This window comes from Pseudomonas sp. NFX5 (assembly GCF_049132125.1).
GTDB lineage: Bacteria > Pseudomonadota > Gammaproteobacteria > Pseudomonadales > Pseudomonadaceae > Aquipseudomonas > Aquipseudomonas marginalis.
The window spans coordinates 95,063-118,430 of sequence record NZ_JAFMZG010000008.1; the positions used below are offsets into that span (position 1 = coordinate 95,063).

Below are 23,368 nucleotides of genomic sequence, written 5' to 3' on the forward strand. Positions count from 1 at the left end.
CAAGGCCCTTTGATAATGCGCAACCCTGTCGACCCTCTACCTCCCCTGCCCCGCATCTACGCCCTGGACCCCCAGCAGGCGGAGCAGAGCTGGGACAGCGCCCCGCAACTGCTGGCAGCCCTGAATGCGGCCCGGCTGGGCGCGTGGTGCTGGGAAATCGACACGGGCCGTATCAGCTGGTCACGGGGCACCCAGGCGCTGTTCGGCTTCGACCCGCGCCAACCACTGCCCAAGGACCTGGATTACCTCGACCTGCTGGCGCCGTCGGATCGCTCCCGGGTGGTGCGCGCCTTTCATGCGGTGCTGGCCGGCGAGCCGTTCGAGCAGGCCATGCACCATCACATCCAATGGCCGGACGGCACGTATCACTGGTTGGAGATCAACGGCAGCCTGGCACCGGACAAGGCCGGTCGGCGCCGCATGATCGGCGTGATCCGCGAGACCACTCGCCAGCGCGAGCGAGAGCACGCCCTCAGCCATTCCGAAAAACGCTTCGCCACGCTGTTTCACCTGTGCCCGAACATGGTGCTGTTGACCCGCCAGTCCGACGGCCTGATCAGCGAAGCCAACCAGTATTTCGAGATGCTCTTCGGCTGGCCGGTGGCCGATGCCATCGGCCGCACCACCCTGGACCTGGGCCTGTGGCGCCACCCCGAACAACGCGCGCAGCTGGTCCAGGCCACCCAGCGCAAGGGTGAACCCATCACCATGGAAGTGCAGTTCTGCGCCAGCAACGGCCAGATCCACGATGGCACCCTCAGCGCGCAAAAGGTCGAGCTGGAGGGCGAGGCCTACTTGATCAGCACCTTTCTCGACACCACCGAGCGCAAAAACGCCGAAAATGCCCTCAAGGACAGCCAGGAGCGCCTGGACCTGGCCCTGGACTCGGCGCAACTGGGCACGTGGGACTGGCACATCCCCACCGGCATGCTCTATGGCTCGGCCCGCGCCGCTCAACTGCACGGCCTGCCGCCCGAGCCCTTCCATGAATCCTTCGAAGCGTTTTTCGAGGGCATGCCCAGGCAAGAGCGCGAGAACATGCGCAACGCTTATCGCACCCTGCGCGAAGGCCCGGCCGGCAATTACCAACTGACTTACCGCGTGCCACTGGAAGACGGCAGCTCGCGCTACCTGGAAAGCCGCGCCCGCCTCTACCGCGACGAGCAAGGGGCGCCGCTGCGCATGGCCGGCACCCTGCTGGACATCACCGACCAGGTGGAGCGCGAACAACGCCTGACCGCCTCCGAAGAAAAGTTCGCCAGCCTGTTCCAGGCCAGCCCCGATCCCATCTGCGTCACCTGCCTGGACAGTGGCGCGTTCATCGAGATCAACCCCGCCTTCACCCAGACGTTTGGCTGGACGGCGGCCGAGGTGATCGACAAGAGCGCCGAGCAGATCGGCCTGTGGGACGAGTCAAGCAAACGCCTGCAGCGTATCGAACAGGTGATTCGCGACCAGGCGTTGAGCAATGTGGCCATCGTGGTGCACCACAAGAACGGCCAAACCCTGACCTGCATGATTTCCAGCCGGCTGATCAAGGTGGGCGACCAGCCGTGCATCGTCACCACGTTGCGCGACATTACCCAGCAACAACGCTCGGAGGCCGCGCTGAAGGCCAGCGAGGAGAAATTCGCCAAGGCCTTCCATTCCAGCCCCGACGCCATCTCCATCACCGAGCGCGACACCGGCCGTTATGTGGAGGTCAACGATGGCTTCTGCCGCCTCACCGGCTACCGCGCCGAAGAAGCCATCGGCCTGACGCTGTACCAGATCGGCATCTGGGCCGATGAAAACCAGCGTTCCGCCTTGTTGGCCGAATTGCAGATCAAGGGGCGCATCCCTCACCTGGAAATGCTCTGGCACAATAAACGCGGCGACGTGTTGGCGGTAGAAGTCTCGGTCGAGCCGATCACCCTCAATGAAACCCCGTGCCTGCTGCTGACCGCGCGGGACGTGAGCCTGCTCAAAAACGCCCAGGCGCAGATCCGTCACCTGGCCTATCACGACCCGCTGACCAACCTGCCCAACCGTGCGCTGCTGATGGATCGCCTGAGCCAACAGATCGCCTTGCTCAAGCGCCATAACCTGCGCGGCGCCCTGCTGTTTCTCGACCTCGACCATTTCAAGCACATCAACGATTCCCTCGGCCACCCGGTGGGCGACACCGTGCTGAAAATCGTCACCGCGCGCCTGGAAGCCAGCGTGCGCATGGAGGACACGGTGGCGCGCCTGGGCGGCGATGAGTTCGTGGTACTGCTCAGCGGCCTGGATGGCACGCGCACGCAAGTCAGCACCCAGGTGCAGGAACTGGCCGATACCCTGCGCGAATTGCTTTCGGAGCCGATGTTCCTCGATGGCCATCGCCTGCAGGTCACGCCAAGCATCGGCGTGGCGTTGATTCCCGACCATGGCACGACCCCGGCGGACCTGCTCAAGCGCGCCGACATCGCCCTGTACCGGGCCAAGGATTCGGGGCGCAACACCACGCAGATGTTCCATAACAGCATGCAAAAGGCCGCCAGCGAGCGCCTGCGCATGGAAACCGACCTGCGCCTGGCCCTGTCACGCGGCGAGTTCAGCGTGCATTACCAACCCCAGGTGGATGCGCGCGGCAACAGGATCGTCGGCGCCGAGGCCCTGGTGCGCTGGCAGCATCCGCAGCTGGGCGCGCAGTCGCCGTCCGAATTCATCAAGGTCCTGGAGGACAGCGGCCTGATCCTCGAAGTGGGTACCTGGATCCTCGACGAGGCCTGCGCCGCCTTTGCACAGCTGATTGCCGAAGGCTTGGTGGACCCGCTGAATTTCAGCCTGTGCGTGAACATCAGCCCCCGGCAGTTTCGCCAGAACGACTTTGTCGAACGGGTGGAGCGCAGCCTCAAGCGGCATCAACTGCCCTGCAACCTGCTGAAACTGGAAATCACCGAAGGCATCGTGATTCAGAACCTGGACGACACCGTGGCGAAGATGCGCCGCCTGAAGAAGCTCGGTGTCAGTTTTGCCATGGATGACTTCGGTACCGGCTACTCATCGCTGACGTACCTCAAGCGCCTGCCGGTGGATGCGCTGAAGATCGACCAGTCCTTCGTACGCGACGCGACCCATGACCCCAACGACGCCGAAATCATCCGAGCCATCGTGGCCATGGCCCGCAGCCTGAACCTGACGGTGATTGCCGAAGGCGTGGAAACCCCGGAGCAATTGGCGTTCCTGCAAAAGCTGGGCTGCCATTTGTTCCAGGGGTATTTGCACAGTCGGCCACTGCCGATCGAAGGATTTCGGCGGTTGTTGGTCTAGCCCTTACACCAGCTTCAACGCAGTAAGCGTTTTGCGCCGCCAGGGCGACTCGTTCAAGGCGTACTTTTGCCCATACAGGTCCAGCATCCCTTTGACGACCACCACGGAATGCCAACCGTCTGCAATCGTACCGATTGCACCGTTGACCAACTCCTCGACAGTGCTGTTACGGATGTAACCGAACAGGCCCAGGCGCTGGAGAGCCTCACCGGGGTATTCGCCATCGTTGAGGGTTTCCAGGGCCGCCGTAAAGCTTCTCCCCGCACGGAAATCGTTGTTCTCCAGCTGCGCCCGCTTGGCGCTGCAGGCATAGAGGAAGTTGGCGTAATCCAGCAATACCGGGTTGCTGCCATAGAAGTTCGACGCGGTGGTAGCCTGCCTCAGTTCCTCATGGCTCAAGCGCAACCGGAAGCCATCGCGCATGGTCACTTCGCATCCGGCTGGCGTTCTGTAGATGGCCGTGTAGATGCCTTCGGGGAAACGGGTGATAGCCGCCTTGATCGCCGACACCGTCACGCAATTGCCCTCCACACCTTGATAAAAACCGCTCCAGATATCGGCGTGCCGGATACTTTCCGATACCTGAGCCAGGCCCCCGTCACGCTGCGGTGGAGTCTCACGATCATCAAACAGCACATAACCGTAACCTTCGCCGTGCGTGTGATTGGCGCCGCCCACCACGAGCGCCGCTCCGAAGTCATGGGTCTGGCGGACCCAGGCCAAATCCCTGCCGACCATGTCGCGGGCGGCAACCCATCGCGACAACCCATACACGCCCATTCCCTCCAGGCAACGCTTGCTTGTCTCGCCCTCAAGGGTCTTCGCCAGGGCGGCGTCGAACGTCGCGTAGCCGCCCAGTTGCTGCTTGCGCTTTACAAAGGCCGCCAACATGAAGTTGGCGTGCTTCAGCGCATCAGGGTCCTGCCCTGTGAACCTTGACGCCCGGGTGACCTGTTCAAGCTCTGCCTGGGACACATGCACCCTGTATTGATCCTTCATGGTGACGGCATAACCTTCACCTGCCTGGGTTACCTGGTGGAAGACATCGGAGGGACGCGGGCCGAGGGTCATCATCATCAGTTTGATAACCGCCACGTGAGTACTGCAGTCCATATTTTCGCCGAATCGACGCTCGGCGGCTGCGAATGCATTCACAGGCCCATCAAGGCTCATCCCGGCCCCGGAGCGGACCATACTTGAACCATGCTCAGGCAGCCGTTTTGCAATGACCGTGCGATGCCCCTCAATCAAAGTGTTCATCGGACTGCTCACTCAAGGCTGGACGAAAACGTACAGCCAGGGCACTGGCCGCACCTCTTGCACGCGCACATCACACCAATGCGATGGCGTCCCCACGAGTCGGCGCGGAACCCTGGCGCCCATACATCTCTTCGCGGCCATTGATCACCGCCACGGAATGGAAGGCTCGATTGCACATGCCCAGCTGCCCCCTGGCGAGATCTCGCACACTCACCCTCTTCATGTGCTTCCTGAGGCCCAGACGCAGGAAACCCTCGCCTGGCCCAAACTCATCCTCCCCATTGTTCAAGCTTCTCACGCCGGCGGGATAACTGCGGCTCGCCCAGCCGTCGTTGTTTTCCATCTGCGCACGCTTGGCACTGACGGCGAACAGGAATTGCGCGTCCTTGAGCATGCCTTTATCGCGGCCGATAAAACGCGAAGCCGCGGCGCCAATTTTTAACTCTTGATCCGTCAAGTTAAGTACAAAATCATCGCGCATCGTCACCCGGTAACCATCACTTGTCTTGATCACCTCTTTATAGATATCCGTTGGACTTTGGCCGAACTTGTACATGGCTGCCTTGATGGCCGATACCGTGACACAGTTACCATCCGGGCCTTGACGAAACCCACTCCAGATATTGTCAGGTTTTGCGCCATTACGTTTATCCGACAGGTTCGGTATAGGCACATACTGTTTGGGTTGCGGCTCCGGCGGCACGACGGGCTCGACGGTCGGATTTACCTGAGGGCGCGGCGTACTATCGGGAACCAACTTATCCGTTTTACTCGTTAGAAGATTAAATAACTGCGTAAAAAACGAAGTGAACAACGCAATAACGCTGGCAGCCGGATCTGGATCGGCGCCTATCGCCGCCTGACCGCGTGGCCCGCCTGCGGTAGCAGATGCAGCGCCTGTACCAAACTCGATAGATTTAAACCGATAGGAAGGTGCAGGTTCGTTGACGGCCGCCGGCAAGTTTCTGTTATACGCCTGACGAACATTCACTACGCGCGCAATATTATGAATCGAACAATACGACATGGTGTTCACTCCACTTTCCGAGTATTTCTCCAAGCGCTGTGCCGCCCGGAGAAACACCGTTTTATTTATCCAAGAAGTTGCGACGCAATGGCAGGAATCAGTTTCCTAACCGACGACGGTTGATAAAGGCCCACCCCTTGAAGTCAGTCTCATTTTCAGCAGGGCCAGGACTGGTGACGTCCGCTTCGGGCTTTGACTGATCTGGAATATCCTTCTGCCTGTTATCGGTCGAGGTCACGGTCTTTGTGTCAGGTCGCGGTGTAGTTCCGGGCAGGGGCGTCGATTCAAGCCGGTGCAGCGCGCCAGGATGGATGCCTGAAGACTTGGCTTTGGAGGGTGGTGTCACCTTGGCGTCAGGAGCCTTGGAGTCCGACAACTTGGTGTCCGACAACTTGGTGTCCGGCAACTTGGTGTCGTGCCGTGGAGTCACGTCGAGCCTGTGCAACGGGTGAGCATTAAGCCGTACCTCAGGCCTGATGGGCGGCACCTTGGCATCGGGTTGTGGAGTCACCCCGGGGGTGGGCACCGAAAGAGGATTGACCCCTCCTCCGTCGCGCTCCACATGGGTATCAGGACAGTGGCAATTGCCGATATTGAGCTCTACCTTGACCTGCGCATTCGAGTCGTTGCTCACGTTGACATGGGGCACAGGGACCGACTGAAGCGTCCCTTTGTCGACTTTCACTGTCAGCTGGTTCGTCGTATCCGATGTAGCCCTGGGCGTTGTGCCTGGTTCCACCTTCACTTTCAATTGGGTCGCCAGGTCCGGGGTGGTCCCCGGCAACGTGGCTGGTTCCGCCTTTGCTTTCAGCTGGGTCGTCGCATCCGACGTGACCGCCGTCAACTGAGCGGGCTCTGCCTTTGCTTTCAGCTGAGTCATCATGGCCGGCGCGGCCTGCGGCAACTTGCCTGGATCTGCCTTTGCTTTCAACTGGGTCGTCGTATCCGACGTGACCGCCGTCAACTGAGCTGGGTCTGCCTTCCCTTTCAGCAGGGTCGTCGTATCCGACTTGACCGCCGTCAACTGAGCTGGATCTGCCTTCACTTTCAGCAGGGTCGTCATATCCGGCGTGTGCTTGGGTGTTTTATCGGAATGTGTGGCCAGGGCGGGGGTCATGTTTCTCCCCGACACCATCTCACGCATGGTTTTGAAGACTTGCTCAAGCATGTCGAACAATTTTGAAAATGCTCCGGCGTTGATCATCATTTCACCGTGAGGCGCTCGGGCAATATCAGGCCGAAGCGCAGGCGAAATCCATATTGGATCCGCCTTGGAAGAACTCAGCGGCTCATTGTTTTTAACAGGTGTCGATGGCAGCAAATGATGACGTGGGGTCTCAACCTTTACAGAGGGTGAACCATTAATCGAGATGGACATGAATACGCTCCTTAGTGGGCGCCGCCCGGCGGTTACACGCCAGGAGTGGCGACAGGATTTATATGTACTGGAAAACAACAGCGCTGCCTTACAGTCCCTACTTCGTGGAGCGTGAGACTATCGAGTTCCAGAAATCGCGCCTCACATAAGGAAACCAACGTGAATTTTCAGACTTTACCCCATGGTCATTCCAAGAAAACCTTGATTCATCGCGCACCGGCGCCGTACTAACAGACATACCCACTCATAAAGTGCTGGACATGCAATTAAGAGACATAACTGAACACACCACTAATAGTTGAACTGTGATAATTCACACGCACAGAACATTCACCCGCAATCATCAAAGCGTCGCAGGAACAGTCACCAGAACGTGCAGAATGATTCAGTCCTTATCCAAAGACTTTTAAACGCAGAAGGCTCCTTGTCTTTCGACAAGGAGCCTTCTGTGAAACATATCAGGCGTTCGACACAGCGCGGTGAAAGGTCAGGCGGCGACCGGAGTATCCATCCCCAACAACCGGCTGACCTGCTCCAGTTCTGTCTCGCGGCGCAAGGCGGTAAACAGCGCGACAGCTTCGGGGTAGTTGCGCGTCAGCATTGCCAGCCACTGCTTCAACCGGCCAGGGGCCTGGCGCTCGGTCAACTGTGCGACCGACTGGGTCCAGAAGTCCTGGAGCATGGGTTGCATTTGCGCCCAGGTCATTTCCACGACGTCTTCGCCTGCACGCGCGGCGGCGATTTGCAGGGCCAGGTCCGGACGCGCCACCAGGCCGCGACCGAGCATGATGTCTTCAACACCACTGATCTCCCGACAGCGCCGCCAGTCTTCGACGCTCCAGATATCGCCGTTGGCGAACACCGGCACCTTGACCACCTCCTGCACACGCGGAATCCATTCCCAGTGGGCGGGCGGTTTGTAGCCATCGGTCTTGGTACGCGCATGCACCACGATATGCGCCGCACCGCCTTCGGCCAGGGCCGTGGCACACACCAGCGCGCCATCCGGGCTGTCGAAGCCCAGGCGCATCTTGGCGGTCACCGGGATATGGGCCGGCACGGCACGGCGCACGTGTTCGACGATCTGGTTGAGCAGCTCCGGCTCCTTGAGCAGCACCGCACCGCCGCGGGACTTATTGACGGTCTTGGCCGGGCAGCCGAAGTTCAGATCGATCACCTCGGAACCCAGCTCGCAGGCCAGGGCGGCGTTTTCCGCCAGGCATACCGGGTCGGAACCGAGCAATTGCACGCGCAACGGCACACCGGCTGCGGTGTGGGCACCGTGCAGCAGTTCCGGGGCGAGCTTGTGGAAATACGCCGGGGTGAGCAGGCGGTCGTTGACGCGAATGAACTCGGTCACGCACCAGTCGATACCGCCCACGCGGGTCAACACGTCCCGCAGGATGTTGTCGACCAACCCCTCCATGGGCGCCAAAGCAATTTGCATGGAAAACACTCAACAAAAATCGTGGCGCAGTTTACTGGGTTTCCCGCGGCAACCGTTAACCCCCTGTCAGGGCGGGACCATAACCGTCGAGAAATTCGGCCGGCATGCGCTTGGGCCTGCCGCTGGACAATTCGATGCAGACAAAGGTGGTGTGCGCCCGCAGCAAGGTCGCACCGTCACGCGGGCGTACCAGCTGGAAACGACGGGTCATCTTCAGGCGCTGGTCCCAATCGACGATCCAGGTGGCCAGCTGCAGCTCATCGCCTTCGTAGCCTGCCGCGAGGTAATCGATTTCATGGCGCACCACGGCCATGGCACGGTCCAGGCGGCGGTACTCGGTGAGGTCCAGCCCCAGGCGCTGGGAATGGCGCCAGGCGCAGCGCTCCAGCCAGGACACGTACACCGCATTATTGGCGTGCCCCAGGCCGTCGATGTCTTCAGGGGCGACCTGCAGATCGATGATAAACGGCGTTGCCAAATCCCAGCCCATGCCTTGCTCCAGTCGATTGATGTCGGCGGGAGCAGTGTATCAGGCGGTTTGCCGGTCCTGTAGACGACAGCCGGCCAACAGCGCCAGCACGCCCTCGATCACCCGGGGATCGGCCAGCACTTTCTGGTGCCCGCCTTGCTCCAGGCGCAGCAGGCGGCTGTCGAACCAGGCTTCGTGGATGGCTTGAGACGCCTTGACCGGAACAAAGGTATCGTCTTCGGCGTGCACGATCAGGCCGGGGATATTCATCTGGTAGTGGGCCACATCCAGGTGCTTGAGCGGCATGCCGAACGTCAACTCCACCTCCTGGATAAACGCCGAGCGTGCCCGCGCCGGCAGACCGACCATGGTGGTAAAGCCGCGCAGCACATCCAGGAAGCGCGACGGTGCGGCGATGCTCACCAACGCCTCGGTACGCAGCCCCAACTGCACTGCCAGCATCGCACTGGCGCCGCCCATGGAATGGCCGATCACGGCGTGCAGCGGCGGCAGTTCGGCAGCCGCCTCCAGCATGGCTCGGGCGAACAGCAGCACGTGAGCTTCCCGTCCCGGCGAACGACCATGGGCCGGACCGTCCAGGGCAATCACCGAGTAACCGTTGCCTACCAACGCGGTGATCAAGCTGGCGAACTGGGTTGGCCGGCCTTCCCAGCCGTGCATCAACAACACCGCAGGGCCTTGGCCCCAGCGCAGGGCCGACAGGCCGAAACGCAAGGTGATGCGCTCCGATTGCGCCAGCAGCGGCAGCTCCCAGTCACGTGGCGGCAGGTCGCGTGGCGTCATGAAGGCACGCCGCATCTTGTTGGCCACGGTTTGCGGTGCCAGGTGTCCAACGGTGCCGTTGAAGCGACGAATCCAGGTTAACGCGCCCATCCTCGCACCCTCTTCTAGCGCACAGCCGACTTGGCCGCGCGTAACACTCGGTCCGACAACTCGCCCGGCCCCAGGGCACGCGCCAAGGCCAGCCCGCCGATCATCAACGCCATATCAGCCAAGGCTTTGTCAGTGTCTTCGGGACTCGCGGCAAGCTGGGCCGCCATCAGTTCCACATGCTCGCTCAGCGCCTCGCGGAAGGCGTCCGGCAGCCGCGCCATCTCGCCCACGGTGGCCGGGATCGGGCATGCCTGGACTGTAGAATCGCGGTGCTTGCGTGACAGATAAAACGCCGCCACCAGGCCCCTGCGCTCTTCTCCCGTCAGCTGTGCGTCCATATCGTCGATAGATGCACGCCGCCGCGCCAACAACTGGGTGAACGCCTCCAGCATCAAGGCGTCCTTGCTTTCGAAGTGCGCGTAGAAACCACCGACGGTCAGCCCCGCCGCGCCCATGACTTCGCCCACGCTAGGCTCGGCCGGACCACGCTGGGTCAATGCAGCGCTGGCGGCTTGCAGAATACGTTCGCGGGTTTGCGCTTTTTTATCGCTCATCGTTGCCTCCGACTTTCATGGGTTGAATATTATTACCATAATAATATTTAGCAAGCGACAAGCATGACCACTGGTCAGCAGAGCAAAGGGAATGGGGAGAGAGAATTGGCCAAACGCCAGACAAACAAAAGGGCCATTCAATAATTGAATGACCCTTAAAAATCCCGCAGAGCGGGTAATCGTGGCGTCCCCTAGGGGACTCGAACCCCTGTTACCGCCGTGAAAGGGCGGTGTCCTAGGCCACTAGACGAAGGGGACACAAACCTTCTATACAACTGACCAGGCTGAGACTGGTCGATTCAAGGATGGAGTGGCCAAAACCTTGAACCTGTAAATTGGTGGAGCTAAACGGGATCGAACCGTTGACCTCTTGCATGCCATGCAAGCGCTCTCCCAGCTGAGCTATAGCCCCGGATTTTTCGCCTCGCGGCGCAGCAGACCTTTCGAACTGCTTGTTGAAACTGGCGTCCCCTAGGGGACTCGAACCCCTGTTACCGCCGTGAAAGGGCGGTGTCCTAGGCCACTAGACGAAGGGGACAAAACCTTCTGTACAGCTGACCAGCGCTGAGAGCTGATCGATTCAAGGACGGTGTGGCCAGACCTTGAACCTGTAGATTGGTGGAGCTAAACGGGATCGAACCGTTGACCTCTTGCATGCCATGCAAGCGCTCTCCCAGCTGAGCTATAGCCCCTCATCGGTGAGGACGGGGCGAATCTTAATGGCGGTTTGGAAAGGTGTCAAATTTATTTTCAACATTTTCCAAAATTTTTTGCCGGGATAACAATCACTTACCGACGAAACCCCGGAAAACCTGGGTTTCGTCGCTGCAACGGACTGCTTAAGCGATAGCGCCCAACAGCTTTTCCCACTCTTTGTTTTCTTTCTTCGATACACCACCAAGCAAATCAAGGGCTTGGCGCAGGCGGAAACGGGTCAGGTCCGGGCCGAGAATTTCCATCGCATCCAGCACCGACACCGAACTGGCCTGCCCGGTGATCGCGGCAAACATCAGCGGCATGGCATCGCGCAATTTCAACTCCAGGGATTCCACCACCGCCTGGATCGTCGCAGTGATCGCGTCCTTCTCCCACTGGCGCAGGCTTTCCAGCTTCCACAGGATCAGTTGCATCAACTGGCGAACCTGGTCACCAGAGAGTTTCTTCGATTCGAACAACTTGGCATCCGGGTTAACGCCACCGGCAAAGAAGAAGCTGGCCAACGGTGCGACCTGGCTGAACGTCTCCACCCTGCCCTGCACCAGCGGCGCGATCTTCATCATGTATTCAGGGTTCAGCGCCCATTGCTGCACGCGGCTGGCGAATTCTTCCACCGGCAGATCACGCAGCCACTGGCCATTGAGCCACGAGAGTTTCTCGATATCGAAGATCGGCCCGCCCAGGGACACGCGGGACAGGTCGAAGTTATCGACCATTTCCTGCAGGGAGAACTTCTCGCGCTCGTCCGGCATCGACCAGCCCATGCGCCCCAGGTAGTTGAGCATCGCTTCGGGCATGAAGCCCATGCGCTCGTAGAACGTCACCGAGGTCGGGTTCTTGCGCTTGGACAGCTTGCTCTTGTCCGGGTTACGCAGCAGCGGCATGTAGCACAACTGCGGCTGTTCCCAGCCGAAGTATTCGTAAAGCAGGATCAGCTTCGGCGCCGATGGCAGCCATTCTTCACCGCGAAGTACGTGGGTGATGCCCATCAGGTGGTCGTCGACCACGTTGGCCAGGAAGTACGTCGGCAGGCCGTCGGTCTTCATCAACACCTGCATGTCCATGCGGTCCCACGGGATCTCGACGTCACCGCGCAGCATGTCCGGCACCACGCACACGCCTTCGCTCGGCACCTTCATGCGGATAACGTGAGGTTCACCGGCGGCCAGGCGGGCAGCCACTTCCTCTTTCGACAGCAGCAATGCGCGGCCATCGTAGCGCGGGGTTTCGCCACGGGCCTGTTGCTCGGCGCGCATCTGGTCGAGTTCTTCAGCGGTGCAGAAACATGGGAACGCATGACCCATGTCCACCAATTGCTGGGTGTACTGCTTGTAGATGTCGCTGCGCTCGCTCTGGCGATACGGACCGTGCGGGCCGCCGACGTCCGGGCCTTCGGCCCAGGTAATGCCCAACCAGCGCAGGGCATCGAAAATCTGCTGTTCCGACTCGCGGGTGGAGCGCAGTTGGTCGGTGTCTTCGATCCGCAGGATGAATTCACCGCCGTGCTGCTTGGCAAAGCAGTAGTTGAACAAGGCGATGTAGGCAGTGCCGACGTGGGGATCCCCAGTAGGCGATGGCGCGATGCGCGTGCGGACGGTGGTCATGGCAGGTCTCGAATGGGCGATATAACTGAAATTGAAACAAGGGGCGAATGGTAACAGCCTGGGTGATTTCTGGAAAACCGAGGCGCAGCCATCGGGGGCAAGCCCCCGATGAGGCCGGTCAAGTCACCACCAATCAAACCGCCAGCAGGCGCTCGCGCAACTTGCCAATTTCATCGCGGGTCTGCGCCGCGGCCTCGAACTCCAGGTCGCGCGCCAACTGGTACATTTTCTCTTCCAACTGGCGAATCCGCTTGGTGATCTCACTCGGCGAGCGCAGTTCGTTTTCGTACTTGGCGCTTTCCTCGGCGGCCTTGGCCATGCCCTTGCGCTTCTTGCTGCGCGAGCCCGGCACGGTGGCGCCTTCCATGATGTCGGCAACGTCCTTGAACACGCCCTTGGGCGTAATGCCGTTTTCCAGGTTGAAGGCTATTTGCTTGTCGCGACGGCGTTGGGTCTCGCCAATCGCCCGCTCCATGGAACCGGTGATGCGGTCCGCGTAGAGAATCGCCCGGCCATTGAGGTTACGCGCCGCGCGACCGATGGTCTGGATCAGCGAGCGTTCGGAGCGCAGGAAGCCCTCCTTGTCTGCATCGAGGATCGCCACCAGCGACACTTCCGGCATGTCCAGGCCTTCGCGCAGCAGGTTGATGCCCACCAGCACATCAAAGGTGCCCAGGCGCAGGTCGCGGATGATTTCCACGCGCTCCACGGTATCGATGTCCGAGTGCAGGTAGCGCACGCGCACACCGTGGTCGGCGAGGTAGTCGGTCAAGTCTTCGGACATGCGCTTGGTCAGCGTGGTGACCAGCACACGCTCCTCCAGCGCCACGCGCTTGGTGATTTCCGAGAGCAAGTCGTCGACCTGGGTCAGCGCCGGGCGGATTTCGATCTCCGGGTCGACCAGGCCGGTGGGACGCACCAGTTGCTCGATCACACGGCCGGCATGCTCGGCCTCGTAGTTGCCCGGCGTGGCCGACACAAAGATGGTCTGCGGGCTGATGGCTTCCCACTCGTCAAAGCGCATCGGCCGGTTATCCAGTGCCGACGGCAGACGGAAGCCGTACTCCACCAGGGTTTCCTTGCGCGAACGGTCGCCCTTATACATGGCGCCCACTTGCGGCACGCTAACGTGGGATTCGTCGATCACCAGCAGTGCGTCGTCGGGCAGGTAGTCGTAAAGGGTCGGCGGCGGCGCGCCGGACTCACGGCCCGAGAGGTAGCGCGAGTAGTTTTCGATGCCGTTGCAGTAGCCCAGCTCGAGGATCATCTCCAGGTCAAAGCGCGTGCGCTGCTCCAAACGCTGGGCTTCCACCAACTTGTTGTTGGCGCGCAGGTACTCCAGGCGCTCGGCCAGCTCGACCTTGATGCCCTCGATGGCGCCCATCAGGGTTTCGCGCGGGGTCACGTAGTGGCTTTTCGGATAGAAAGTGAAGCGCGGCAGCTTGCGGATCACCTCGCCGGTCAACGGATCGAAGGCAGACAGGCTCTCGACCTCATCGTCAAACAGCTCGATGCGAATCGCCTCCAGGTCGGATTCGGCCGGGTAGATGTCGATCACATCGCCACGCACGCGGAAGGTGGCGCGGGCAAAATCCATGTCGTTGCGGGTGTACTGCAGGCTGGTCAGGCGGCGCAGCAGCTCGCGCTGGTCGAGCTTGTCGCCGCGGTCCACGTGCAGCACCATCTTCAAATAGGTTTCCGGGCTGCCCAGGCCATAGATGCACGACACCGTGGTGACGATGATCGCATCCTTGCGCTCCAGCAGCGCCTTGGTCGCCGACAGCCGCATCTGCTCGATATGGTCGTTGATCGACGCATCCTTCTCGATAAAGGTATCGGAGGACGGTACATACGCTTCGGGCTGGTAGTAGTCGTAGTAGGAAACGAAGTATTCCACCGCGTTGTTCGGGAAGAACGCCTTGAACTCGCCGTACAACTGCGCGGCCAAGGTCTTGTTCGGAGCCAACACCAGCGTGGGGCGGTTGATCTGCGCAATCACGTTGGCGATGCTGAAGGTCTTGCCCGAACCGGTCACCCCGAGCAGCGTCTGGTGCGCCAGGCCGGCCTCGATGCCTTCGACCATCTGGCGAATGGCCTCGGGCTGGTCGCCGGCAGGTTCAAAGCGGGTGACTAGTTGGAAATCCGACATAACGTACCTCTTGAAGTCACCCCAGACTGTAAACCCGTCGGGGACGAAAAAGACCACAACCCGCGAAGTTTCAGAGCAGGTCGTAGGAAAAAACCATGATAGCTGTAGAAGTGGTGGCGAATGTGACGGGTTTCAAGGCAGTCGTCCTGTCTGCCGTGGTTGATCAATGTTGCAATAAGACTAACGGTCGGCAAATAAACCGAAAAACTTGGCCGAAAAGCCGTTTCGGTTGTCGCCCTCAGCGGTGATGGCCTCTATACTAGCTCCCCGTTTGTGCACCGCTCTAGTGCATTCGGCTGGAGCGCGACACGTCCCTCCCTTCCCCCATAGAGCTGCCGCAAAATGAGCCTGTTCTCCGCTGTCGAAATGGCACCACGCGATCCAATCCTGGGCCTCAACGAAGCATTCAACGCCGATACACGAACCACCAAGGTCAACCTTGGCGTGGGCGTTTACTGCAACGAGGAGGGGAAGATTCCACTCTTGCGTGCCGTTGCCGAAGCGGAAGCCATTCGCGTGGCGCAACACGCCGCCCGTGGCTACTTGCCGATCGACGGCATCGCCGCCTACGACAAGGCCGTGCAGACCCTGCTGTTCGGCGCTGAATCGCCACTGCTGAACGCTGGCCGCGTCACCACCGTGCAAGCGGTAGGCGGCACCGGCGCCCTGAAGCTGGGTGCAGACTTCCTCAAGCAATTGCTGCCAGGCGCCGTCGTTGCCATCAGCGACCCGAGCTGGGAAAACCACCGCGCCCTGTTCGAAACCGCCGGCTTCCCGGTGCAGAACTACCGCTACTACGACGCCGCCACCCACGACGTGAACCGTGCCGGCCTGCTCGAAGACCTCAACGCCCTGCCGCCCCAGTCCATCGTGGTGCTGCACGCCTGCTGCCATAACCCGACCGGCGTCGACCTGAGCCCGGCCGACTGGCAGAACGTGCTGGACGTGGTCAAGGCCCGGAACCTGGTGCCGTTCCTCGACATGGCCTACCAGGGCTTTGGCGACGGCATCCACGAAGACGCCGCCGCCGTGCGCCTGTTCGCCGAGTCGGGCCTGACCTTCTTTGTCTCCAGCTCGTTCTCCAAGTCGTTCTCCCTGTACGGCGAGCGTGTGGGCGCGCTGTCCATCGTCGGCGACTCCAAGGAAGAAAGCGCGCGCATCCTGTCCCAGGTCAAGCGCGTGATCCGCACCAACTACTCCAACCCGCCAACCCATGGCGCAGCGATTGTTGCCGCGGTGCTCAACAACCCTGAGCTGCGCGCCCAGTGGGAAGCCGAACTGGCCGAGATGCGCCTGCGCATCCGTGGCATGCGTGAGCAGATGGTTGCCGAGCTGGCCAAGGCTGCGCCGGGCCACGACTTCAGCTTCGTCGGTCGCCAGCGCGGGATGTTCTCCTACTCCGGCCTGACCGTTGAGCAAGTCACCCGCCTGCGCAGCGAGTTTGGTATCTACGCGCTGGATACCGGGCGTATCTGCGTGGCGGCGTTGAACCAGTCGAACATTGCTGCGGTAACAAAGGCGATTGTTCAGGTTCTATAAGCCTGACGGCGTCATACGAAGGGGGAAGCCGATGGCTTCCCCCTTTTTATTGGCGAACCCACTAGACTGAACCCTGATTGCCCCTTTGCTGTGAGAGCCCTATGAGAAACGACGATCTGGACCTGCGCGCCGACCGCGACGAATTGCACGACTACACCCCGCGCGCGCCCCAAGCCAAGCGCCAGAAAAGCCTGGTGTTGCAGGTGGCGCTGGGGGTGTTCCTGGGCGGTTTGGCGTTGTGGCTGGTGCAATTGGGCGCGACGGCAATCATGGCCAAGCTGGCCATGGGCACCTTCCAGTTCGGCGGCTAGGCCGACGCCACACCCTGCTCTTCCAGCAACTTCACAAAACTGTTCAAACTCTGCGACACCGTGCCCCGGCGCCAGATCAGCCAGGTATGCAGGGTGCGAAAACTGTCCGTCAGCGGCCACACGCTCACCGTGGTAAACCCCGGCATGCTTTCCAGCATGCTGCGTGGCATCAGCGCCAGGCCGGCCCCGGCGCTGACACAGGCGAGCATGCCGTGGTAGGACTCCATCTCGAAGATCCTCCCCGGCACCGCGCCGTCCTGTGCGAACCAGCGCTCGAAATGGTGCCGGTAGGAACAGTTGGAGCGGAAGGTGTAGATGCTCTCCCCGTTCACATCCTGCCCTCGCGTGATCGGCGCGTGGTGCAGCGGCGCAATCACCACCATCTCCTCCTCGAACACCGCCACGCCTTCCAGGGTGGCATGCAATACCGGCCCATCGACGAACGCCGCCGCCAGCCGTCCCGACAATACGCCCTCGATCATCGTGCCTGAAGGCCCGGTGCTCAGGTCCAGCTCGACCTTGGTGTGCTTCTGGTTGTAGGCCGCGAGCAGCGCCGGGATGCGCACCGCCGCCGTGCTTTCCAGGGAGCCCAGGGCAAATGCGCCCTGGGGCTCCTCCCCCGCCACCGTCGCGCGGGCTTCCTGCACCAGGTCGAGAATACGCCGCGCATAACCGAGGAAATTCCATCCGGCGGGCGACAGGCGCAGGCGACTCTTCTCGCGGATAAACAATTCCACGCCCAGATCCTGCTCCAGTTGCTTGATGCGCGTGGTCAGGTTCGACGGCACCCGATGAATCAACTGTGCGGCGGCGCTGATGCTGCCTTGCTCGGCAACGGCCTTGAAGATTTCCAGCTGCACCAGGTCCAAGTCATTCTCCAATCGTGAATGTATTGCTTAATATTATTCAGTTTCCAGAAAACATGCATCCCCGTAGGCTGAACCCATTCCACTCTTTCAGCCGGACGGTGCCATGAACGCTATTTCCCACCAGACCCACGCCCTGTCGATCAACCCCGCCACCGGCGAAACCGTCGGCAGCTATCCCTACGAAAACGCCGCGCAACTGGACGCAGCCCTCGACCGCGCCACCGCAGCCTTCCGCACCTGGCGCCGCCAGCCAGTCAGCCAGCGTGCCGAACTGCTGCTGGCCCTGGCCGGCGCCCTGCGCGATCAAGCCGAAGAAATGGCGCAGATGATCACCCTGGAAATGGGCAAGCCCATCACCCAGGCCCGCGCCGAAATCGAAAAATGCGCCCAGCTCAGCGAGTGGTATGCCGCCCACGGCCCGGCCATGCTGGCCCCGGAACCCACCCTGGTGGACAACGGCAGCGCCCACATCGAATACCGCCCGCTGGGCCCGATCCTCGCCGTGATGCCGTGGAACTTCCCGGTGTGGCAAGTGCTGCGCGGCGCCGTGCCGACCCTGCTCGCCGGCAATACCTACGTGCTCAAACACGCGCCGAACGTGATGGGCAGCGCCTACCTGATGAAAGCGGCGTTGCAGAAAGCCGGTTTCGCCGAAGGCCTGTTCGAAGTGATCAACGTGACCCAGGACGGCGTCTCCACCGCCATCGCCGACCCGCGCATCGCCGCCGTCACCCTCACCGGCAGCGTACGCGCCGGCATGGCCATCGGCTCCCAGGCCGGCGCCGCGCTGAAGAAATGCGTGCTGGAACTGGGCGGCTCCGACCCGTTCATCGTGCTCAACGACGCCGACCTCGACGCCGCCGTGCAGGCCGCCGTCATCGGCCGCTTCCAGAACAGCGGCCAGGTCTGCGCCGCCGCCAAGCGCCTGATCATCGAAGCCGGCGTGGTGGACGCCTTCACCGCCAAGTTCGTCGAAGCCAGCCGCGCGCTGGTGATGGGCGACCCGACCTCGGCCAGCACCTACGTCGGCCCGATGGCGCGCTTCGACCTGCGCGACGAGCTGCACGGCCAGGTCCAGGCCACCCTGGAAGAAGGCGCCACCCTGCTGCTGGGCGGCCACAAAGTCGCCGGTGCCGCCAACTACTATGAGCCGACCGTACTGGCCGACGTCACCGACCAGATGACTTCGTTCAAACAGGAACTGTTTGGCCCCGTGGCGTCGATCATCACCGCCCGCGATGCCGACCACGCCGTGGCCCTGGCCAATGACAGCGAGTTCGGCCTCACCGCCAGCCTCTTCACCACCGACCCGGCCAAGGCCCGCGACATCGCCAACCAGCTGGAAACCGGCGGGATCTTCATCAATGCGTTCAGCGTGTCCGACCCTCGGGTGGCGTTTGGCGGCGTGAAGAAGAGCGGGTTCGGGCGCGAGTTGTCGCATTTTGGCCTGCGCGAATTCTGCAATGCGCAGACCGTATGGCTGGATCGCAAGTAGCAGCAGTGAACAAATGGCGTTAGCATTCTGTCCACTCGGCTTAACAGCATGTTTTTAGGGTCAGGATCGCACTGTGGAAAAGCTAAATCGCCTTCAAAGCGGAATCGAAGGGCTGGACGCTCTGCTCAAGGGAGGGCTGGTGTCTGGGGCGTCCTACATCATTCAGGGCCGCCCCGGCTCAGGTAAAACCATCCTTGCCAACCAGCTGGGGTTTCATCACGCGCGTAATGGCGGCCGAGTCCTGGTTGCCACGCTGTTGGCGGAATCCCACGACCGCCTTTTCCAGTTCCTCTCTACCCTGAGCTTTTTTGACGCCTCCCGTGTCGGCGCCGAAATCCAGTTTGTCAGCGCCTTCGACACCCTGGAAAACGAAGGCCTCGACGAAGTGGTCAAGCTGCTCAGGCGTGAGATCAGCAGGCAGAGGGCCACCGTCATGGTGGTGGACGGCTTGTTGAACGCGCGTTCCAAGGCCGACTCGCCGATCGACACGAAAAAATTCATTTCCGAACTGCAAGGGCATGCCGCCTTCGCCGGTTGCACGGTGTTGTTCCTCACCAGCTCACGCCTGGATGACGGCAGCCCCGAGCACACCATGGTCGATGGCGTGATCGAAATGGGCGAGGAACTGTTCGGCACCCGTTCCGTGCGCCGTATCCAGTTACGCAAGACCCGCGGAAGCGGCGCGCTCACCGGCCTGCACGAGTGTGAAATCAACGACGACGGCCTGGTGGTGTACCCGCGCCTGGAAAGCCTCTATGGCCGGCCGTCCGCGCCCGACAGCGCCGACCTGACGCGCATCGCCAGCGGTATCGACTCGTTGGACGGCATCCTCGGCGGCGGGCTGCACAGTTCCAGCGTGACCCTGGTCATGGGGCCGTCGGGCATCGGCAAGACCACCCTGGGCCTCAAGTTCCTCTCGGAATCGACGGTAGACGCCCCCGGCCTGCACTTCGGCTTCTACGAAAGCCCTCAGCGCCTGCGGCTCAAAGGCCAATCCCTGGGCATCGATATCCAGAAGATGGAAGACAGCGGCGCACTGACCATCGCCTGGCAGCCCACCACCGAAGGCCTGCTGGACGGGCTGGGGGCGCGATTGCTGCGCCTGGTCGAGGAAAAGGGCATCAAGCGCCTGTTCATCGACAGCTTGAGCGGCATGACCCGCGTCTCCAACAACCCGGCACGTATCACCGATTTCTACAGCGCACTGATGAACGAACTGCGCGCCAGGGGCGTCACGGTCTTCGCCACGTGGGAGATGCATGATCTGTTCGGCGCGGAGGTCACTTCCCCCGCGTCTGAACTGTCGAGCATTGCCGACAACCTCATGCTTATGCGTTTCTTCGAGATTCAGTCTGAACTTAGAAGGACGCTTTCCATTCTTAAGGTCAGAGACAGCTTTTATGACCCCTCATTATTGGAGGTGGTGATCCGTGACCAAGCCGTTGACTTAAGAAAGGTTTCAACAAATGCCCCCTCAGTTGCATCCAATTCAGCGCTGCCTGGTTCAGCTTTTTAAGTCTTTGGGTAGGTTGAATTGACATGGCCACTATCCTGGTCGTCGATGACGAGTACTTGATCGCCGATATCCTTGCCTACGCACTGGAAGATGAGGGGTTCATGGTCGTCACAGCTGGCAATGGGAAAAAGGCGCTGGAGGTGCTGGAGCGAGAACGGCCGTCGCTGATCATCACCGATTTCATGATGCCGGTGATGGACGGTGAGGAGTTCGCCGAAGCGGTGCGCGCGCTGCCGGCCGTCAAGCACCTGCCGATTATCCTGATCAGCGGCGCGCAGGCCCATATCGGCATGCAGCGCTCGGACCTGTTCGATGCGGTGCTGGACAAGCCGTTCGACATCGACAAGCTCATTACCAAGGTGAAGGAACTGCTGGGGTGACCTCAACTGCGGATATGCCGGCGCACACACTGCACCAGCCCATCCAGCGCCTGCGACTTCACCGGCGCGAGCACGCACACCGTATGTTCCTGCTGGCCTTCCTTCACGGTCAGGGTGTAGTGCACCTGGCCCGGATTTCCGGGCTCTGGCGTGGTGCTCTGCGGCAACTGAAAGAAGTTTGAAGCCTCGATCAGTTGCCGCAACTCTTGCTGGTCCGGCTCGGGCAACGTGTTCAACTCCACCGTACGAGGCTGGGTCAAACCCGGAAAAAACGCCGGCCCGCCGTTTTCCTTGATCGAAATTTGCATGGCTGTTCCTCACGTCAGACGTTAATGCCAACCGCTTTCCAGCCCTCCTTGACCGCCTTGTGCTCATCCTTGTTCGCGCCGTAGAGACGACCGGCGATATCGTAGGTTATACGCGCAAAACGTAAAAACCCCGAGTTAGGCCGCAACCGCGCATCGCGCAGCGCGTCATACCAGATACGTCCTGCGCGCTCCCAGGCAAACCCGCCAATCCGGGTCGCCACCTGATAGAACGCATGGTTGGGAATGCCGGAATTGATATGCACCCCACCATTGTCCTCGTAGGTCTGGACAAAATCATCCATATGCCCTGGTTGGGGGTCCTTGCCCAGCAGCTTGTCATCGAACGCGGTGCCGGGGGCCTTCATCGAACGCAGGGCCACGCCTTTGATCTTCTTGGTGAACAACCCTTTGCCGATCAGCCAATCGGCGTCTTCGGCGGTTTGCTTCAACGCATACTGCTTGATCAGTGAGCCGAACACGTCCGAGAGTGACTCGTTCAGCGCGCCGGACTGATTGAAATACATCAACTTGGCCTCGTCCTCGGTGACGCCGTGGGCCAATTCATGGCCAATCACATCGAGGGCCACCGTGAAGCGGTTGAACAACTGCCCATCGCCGTCGCCAAACACCATCTGGGTCGAGTTCCAGAACGCATTGTTATAGTTCTGGCCAAAGTGCACGGTGGCATCCAGCGCTATGCCGGCATCGTCGATGGAGTTGCGGTCGAACACCTCTTCGAAAAAATCGAACGTGGCACCCAAGCCGTCATAGGCTTCGTCCACGGCGGCGTCGCCACTGGCGGGCTGGCCTTCACCGCGGACCAGCTTGCCCGGCAGGCTGTCGGTGCCTTCGGCGCTGTAGATCGAGCGCCGTTTGCCGGCGCCCATGACCAGGGCCATGTGGGCCGGCCCCTTGGCGGGCACTGCGACCATGCGCAGCGAACGGAACGTGCTGTCCTTGGCGCGGGTGCGCAGCGCGATGTCGCGCTGGGCCTTATCACCGTGACGCGCGATCTGGTCGAGCATATACGGTGGGATCAGGCAGAAAATCGGGTTGCGGTGGTGGCGATCACACATTAGCTGGCTCCCTGTTGGCATATGGTGTAGCTCCGGTAACCGTTTGAGGATAGCCCCCCAGGGTTAACCCGTGTCATCAATTGTCATCAATCTATGTTGCAGTCGTGTTTATCCAAGGAGGACTTACCCATGCCAGCCCGCAAAGCCAAAATCGATCTTGCGCACCGCCCACGACTCGCCGATCTGCGCCCTTTGATCGCGACCAATCCCACCCTGATGGAAGCCCGGGCGGCGACGCCCCGTGTCACCGCGGCCAAGGATCTACAGGACCGACAGGGCTACGCCGAGGACTTTCTCAGCAGCTTCGCAGTGCCCTGGCCCACCGCCGCTGAGGCATTGGCGGACGACGTCCAACCGCTGCGCCTGGACTACACGCATTTCTCGGTGACGATGTCCCGTTCCCGACGACTGGCGCTCTACGTGGGCGTCAATATCGATGGCGGGCAGCATGTGGAGATAGTCCGCAGCAACGACACCTGGGCCTACGATGGGCGCCTGCCGATCAGCGCCCAGGTGGGCGAAGAGCTCTATGCCAGCAATGGCCTGGATCGCGGCCACCTGGTACGGCGCCAGGATCCCAACTGGGGCGACGCGGCAAACACCGCCAACCTCGACACCTTCCACTTCACCAACTGCTCGCCGCAGATGAGCGGGTTCAACCAGAAGACCTGGCTGGAACTGGAGGACTACATCCTCAATAACACGCAGCGTTGGAAAGCCCGGGCAACGGTGTTCAGCGGCCCGGTGTTCGCCGACGACGACCGCCTTTACCGTGGTATCAGAATCCCCAAGGCGTTCTGGAAAGTGGTGGCCTACCTCAGCGATGACGGCAAGCCCTCCGCCAGCGCCTACATGATCGACCAAAGCCGCGAGCTGGGTCAGCTCGACCTGATGTTCGGCCAGGTCAGGACCTACCAGCGCAGCGTGATCCAGATCGAACAATTGACCGGTATCCGCTTCGCCAACCTGGCGGACTACGACGGTTTCAGCAACGAAGAGCGCGCCACGGGCACGCGAATTGAAGCGCTGATCCGCGGCCCCGAGGATATTCGTCTCTGACCGGGCGCCCTTCGGGCTGTAT

General features: G+C 61.1%; 19 protein-coding genes and 4 tRNA genes. 7 read left to right on the forward strand and 16 right to left on the reverse strand.

What is annotated here, in order from left to right:
* Positions 1-15: 15 nt before the first annotated feature.
* A complete protein-coding gene (locus J1N02_RS03745) occupies positions 16-3,294 on the forward strand; it encodes an EAL domain-containing protein (protein WP_027604066.1) in 3,279 nt (1,092 codons plus the stop codon).
* 3 nt (positions 3,295-3,297) lie between these two features.
* Here the strand turns inward: J1N02_RS03745 and J1N02_RS03750 are convergent, their stop codons facing one another.
* From J1N02_RS03750 to uvrB, 13 genes are all read right to left on the reverse strand, one after another.
* Positions 3,298-4,554 carry a hypothetical protein gene (locus J1N02_RS03750; protein WP_421147158.1) on the reverse strand — a complete coding sequence of 419 codons (1,257 nt, stop codon included), beginning with the start codon at positions 4,552-4,554 and terminating at the stop codon, positions 3,298-3,300.
* Between the two features lie 70 nt (positions 4,555-4,624).
* The gene (locus J1N02_RS03755; protein WP_043293333.1) at positions 4,625-5,581 is read right to left on the reverse strand and encodes a hypothetical protein; all 957 of its coding nucleotides are present in this window, start codon (positions 5,579-5,581) and stop codon (positions 4,625-4,627) included.
* 97 nt (positions 5,582-5,678) lie between these two features.
* The gene (locus tag J1N02_RS03760; RefSeq protein ID WP_421147159.1) at positions 5,679-6,959 is read right to left on the reverse strand and encodes a hypothetical protein; all 1,281 of its coding nucleotides are present in this window, start codon (positions 6,957-6,959) and stop codon (positions 5,679-5,681) included.
* A 487-nt stretch (positions 6,960-7,446) separates the two neighbouring features.
* Positions 7,447-8,406: a tRNA dihydrouridine synthase gene (locus tag J1N02_RS03765; RefSeq protein WP_027604063.1), complete on the reverse strand. Its 960-nt coding sequence runs from the start codon at positions 8,404-8,406 to the stop codon at positions 7,447-7,449.
* Between the two features lie 55 nt (positions 8,407-8,461).
* Complete coding sequence (locus J1N02_RS03770) at positions 8,462-8,896, reverse strand: acyl-CoA thioesterase (RefSeq protein ID WP_027604062.1); 435 nt, start codon at positions 8,894-8,896, stop codon at positions 8,462-8,464.
* A gap of 39 nt (positions 8,897-8,935) precedes the next feature.
* Positions 8,936-9,769 (reverse strand): alpha/beta hydrolase, encoded by an 834-nt coding sequence (locus J1N02_RS03775; RefSeq protein ID WP_027604061.1) that lies wholly within the window; start codon positions 9,767-9,769, stop codon positions 8,936-8,938.
* Between the two features lie 14 nt (positions 9,770-9,783).
* Positions 9,784-10,323, reverse strand: coding sequence for a TetR/AcrR family transcriptional regulator (locus J1N02_RS03780; RefSeq protein ID WP_027604060.1), 540 nt, complete (start codon positions 10,321-10,323; stop codon positions 9,784-9,786).
* A gap of 182 nt (positions 10,324-10,505) precedes the next feature.
* Positions 10,506-10,581, reverse strand: a tRNA-Glu gene (locus J1N02_RS03785).
* 78 nt (positions 10,582-10,659) lie between these two features.
* Positions 10,660-10,735 (reverse strand) — tRNA-Ala (locus J1N02_RS03790).
* Positions 10,736-10,785: 50 nt separating this feature from the next.
* A tRNA-Glu gene (locus tag J1N02_RS03795) sits at positions 10,786-10,861 on the reverse strand.
* A 78-nt stretch (positions 10,862-10,939) separates the two neighbouring features.
* A tRNA-Ala gene (locus tag J1N02_RS03800) sits at positions 10,940-11,015 on the reverse strand.
* A 147-nt stretch (positions 11,016-11,162) separates the two neighbouring features.
* The gene (gene gltX, locus J1N02_RS03805; protein WP_005789780.1) at positions 11,163-12,644 is read right to left on the reverse strand and encodes a glutamate--tRNA ligase; all 1,482 of its coding nucleotides are present in this window, start codon (positions 12,642-12,644) and stop codon (positions 11,163-11,165) included.
* Positions 12,645-12,777: 133 nt separating this feature from the next.
* Positions 12,778-14,793, reverse strand: a complete 2,016-nt coding sequence (uvrB, locus tag J1N02_RS03810; protein WP_027604059.1) for an excinuclease ABC subunit UvrB — start codon at positions 14,791-14,793, stop codon at positions 12,778-12,780.
* Between the two features lie 342 nt (positions 14,794-15,135).
* Here uvrB and J1N02_RS03815 point away from each other — a divergent pair, with 342 nt between their 5' ends.
* Together J1N02_RS03815 and J1N02_RS03820 are read left to right on the forward strand one after the other, a co-directional pair.
* Positions 15,136-16,332, forward strand: coding sequence for an amino acid aminotransferase (locus J1N02_RS03815; protein ID WP_027604058.1), 1,197 nt, complete (start codon positions 15,136-15,138; stop codon positions 16,330-16,332).
* A 101-nt stretch (positions 16,333-16,433) separates the two neighbouring features.
* Positions 16,434-16,643 carry a hypothetical protein gene (locus J1N02_RS03820; protein ID WP_016970937.1) on the forward strand — a complete coding sequence of 70 codons (210 nt, stop codon included), beginning with the start codon at positions 16,434-16,436 and terminating at the stop codon, positions 16,641-16,643.
* On the opposite strand, the gene ptrR is transcribed toward J1N02_RS03820, so the two are convergent.
* The gene (gene ptrR, locus J1N02_RS03825; protein WP_098479026.1) at positions 16,640-17,512 is read right to left on the reverse strand and encodes a putrescine utilization regulator PtrR; all 873 of its coding nucleotides are present in this window, start codon (positions 17,510-17,512) and stop codon (positions 16,640-16,642) included. The two genes, J1N02_RS03820 and ptrR, sit on opposite strands and share 4 nt — an antisense overlap.
* Positions 17,513-17,615: 103 nt before the next feature.
* Between ptrR and J1N02_RS03830 the strand changes: the two genes are divergently transcribed.
* The 3 genes from J1N02_RS03830 (at position 17,616) to J1N02_RS03840 (ending at position 20,903) form a co-directional block, all read left to right on the forward strand.
* A complete protein-coding gene (locus J1N02_RS03830) occupies positions 17,616-19,007 on the forward strand; it encodes an aldehyde dehydrogenase family protein (RefSeq protein WP_421147160.1) in 1,392 nt (463 codons plus the stop codon).
* A 73-nt stretch (positions 19,008-19,080) separates the two neighbouring features.
* The gene (locus J1N02_RS03835) at positions 19,081-20,523 is read left to right on the forward strand and encodes an ATPase domain-containing protein (protein ID WP_027604055.1); all 1,443 of its coding nucleotides are present in this window, start codon (positions 19,081-19,083) and stop codon (positions 20,521-20,523) included.
* A 23-nt stretch (positions 20,524-20,546) separates the two neighbouring features.
* Positions 20,547-20,903, forward strand: coding sequence for a response regulator (locus tag J1N02_RS03840; RefSeq protein ID WP_108573820.1), 357 nt, complete (start codon positions 20,547-20,549; stop codon positions 20,901-20,903).
* Positions 20,904-20,905: 2 nt separating this feature from the next.
* Here J1N02_RS03840 and J1N02_RS03845 read toward each other — a convergent pair whose 3' ends face one another.
* Together J1N02_RS03845 and J1N02_RS03850 are read right to left on the reverse strand one after the other, a co-directional pair.
* The gene (locus J1N02_RS03845; RefSeq protein WP_115486901.1) at positions 20,906-21,211 is read right to left on the reverse strand and encodes a protealysin inhibitor emfourin; all 306 of its coding nucleotides are present in this window, start codon (positions 21,209-21,211) and stop codon (positions 20,906-20,908) included.
* A 14-nt stretch (positions 21,212-21,225) separates the two neighbouring features.
* The gene (locus J1N02_RS03850; protein ID WP_146476667.1) at positions 21,226-22,287 is read right to left on the reverse strand and encodes a M4 family metallopeptidase; all 1,062 of its coding nucleotides are present in this window, start codon (positions 22,285-22,287) and stop codon (positions 21,226-21,228) included.
* Between the two features lie 129 nt (positions 22,288-22,416).
* On the opposite strand from J1N02_RS03850, the gene J1N02_RS03855 reads away from it, so the two are divergent.
* Entirely contained in the window at positions 22,417-23,346 is a 930-nt protein-coding gene (locus tag J1N02_RS03855) for a DNA/RNA non-specific endonuclease (RefSeq protein ID WP_092354936.1), read from the forward strand.
* Positions 23,347-23,368 lie beyond the last annotated feature (22 nt).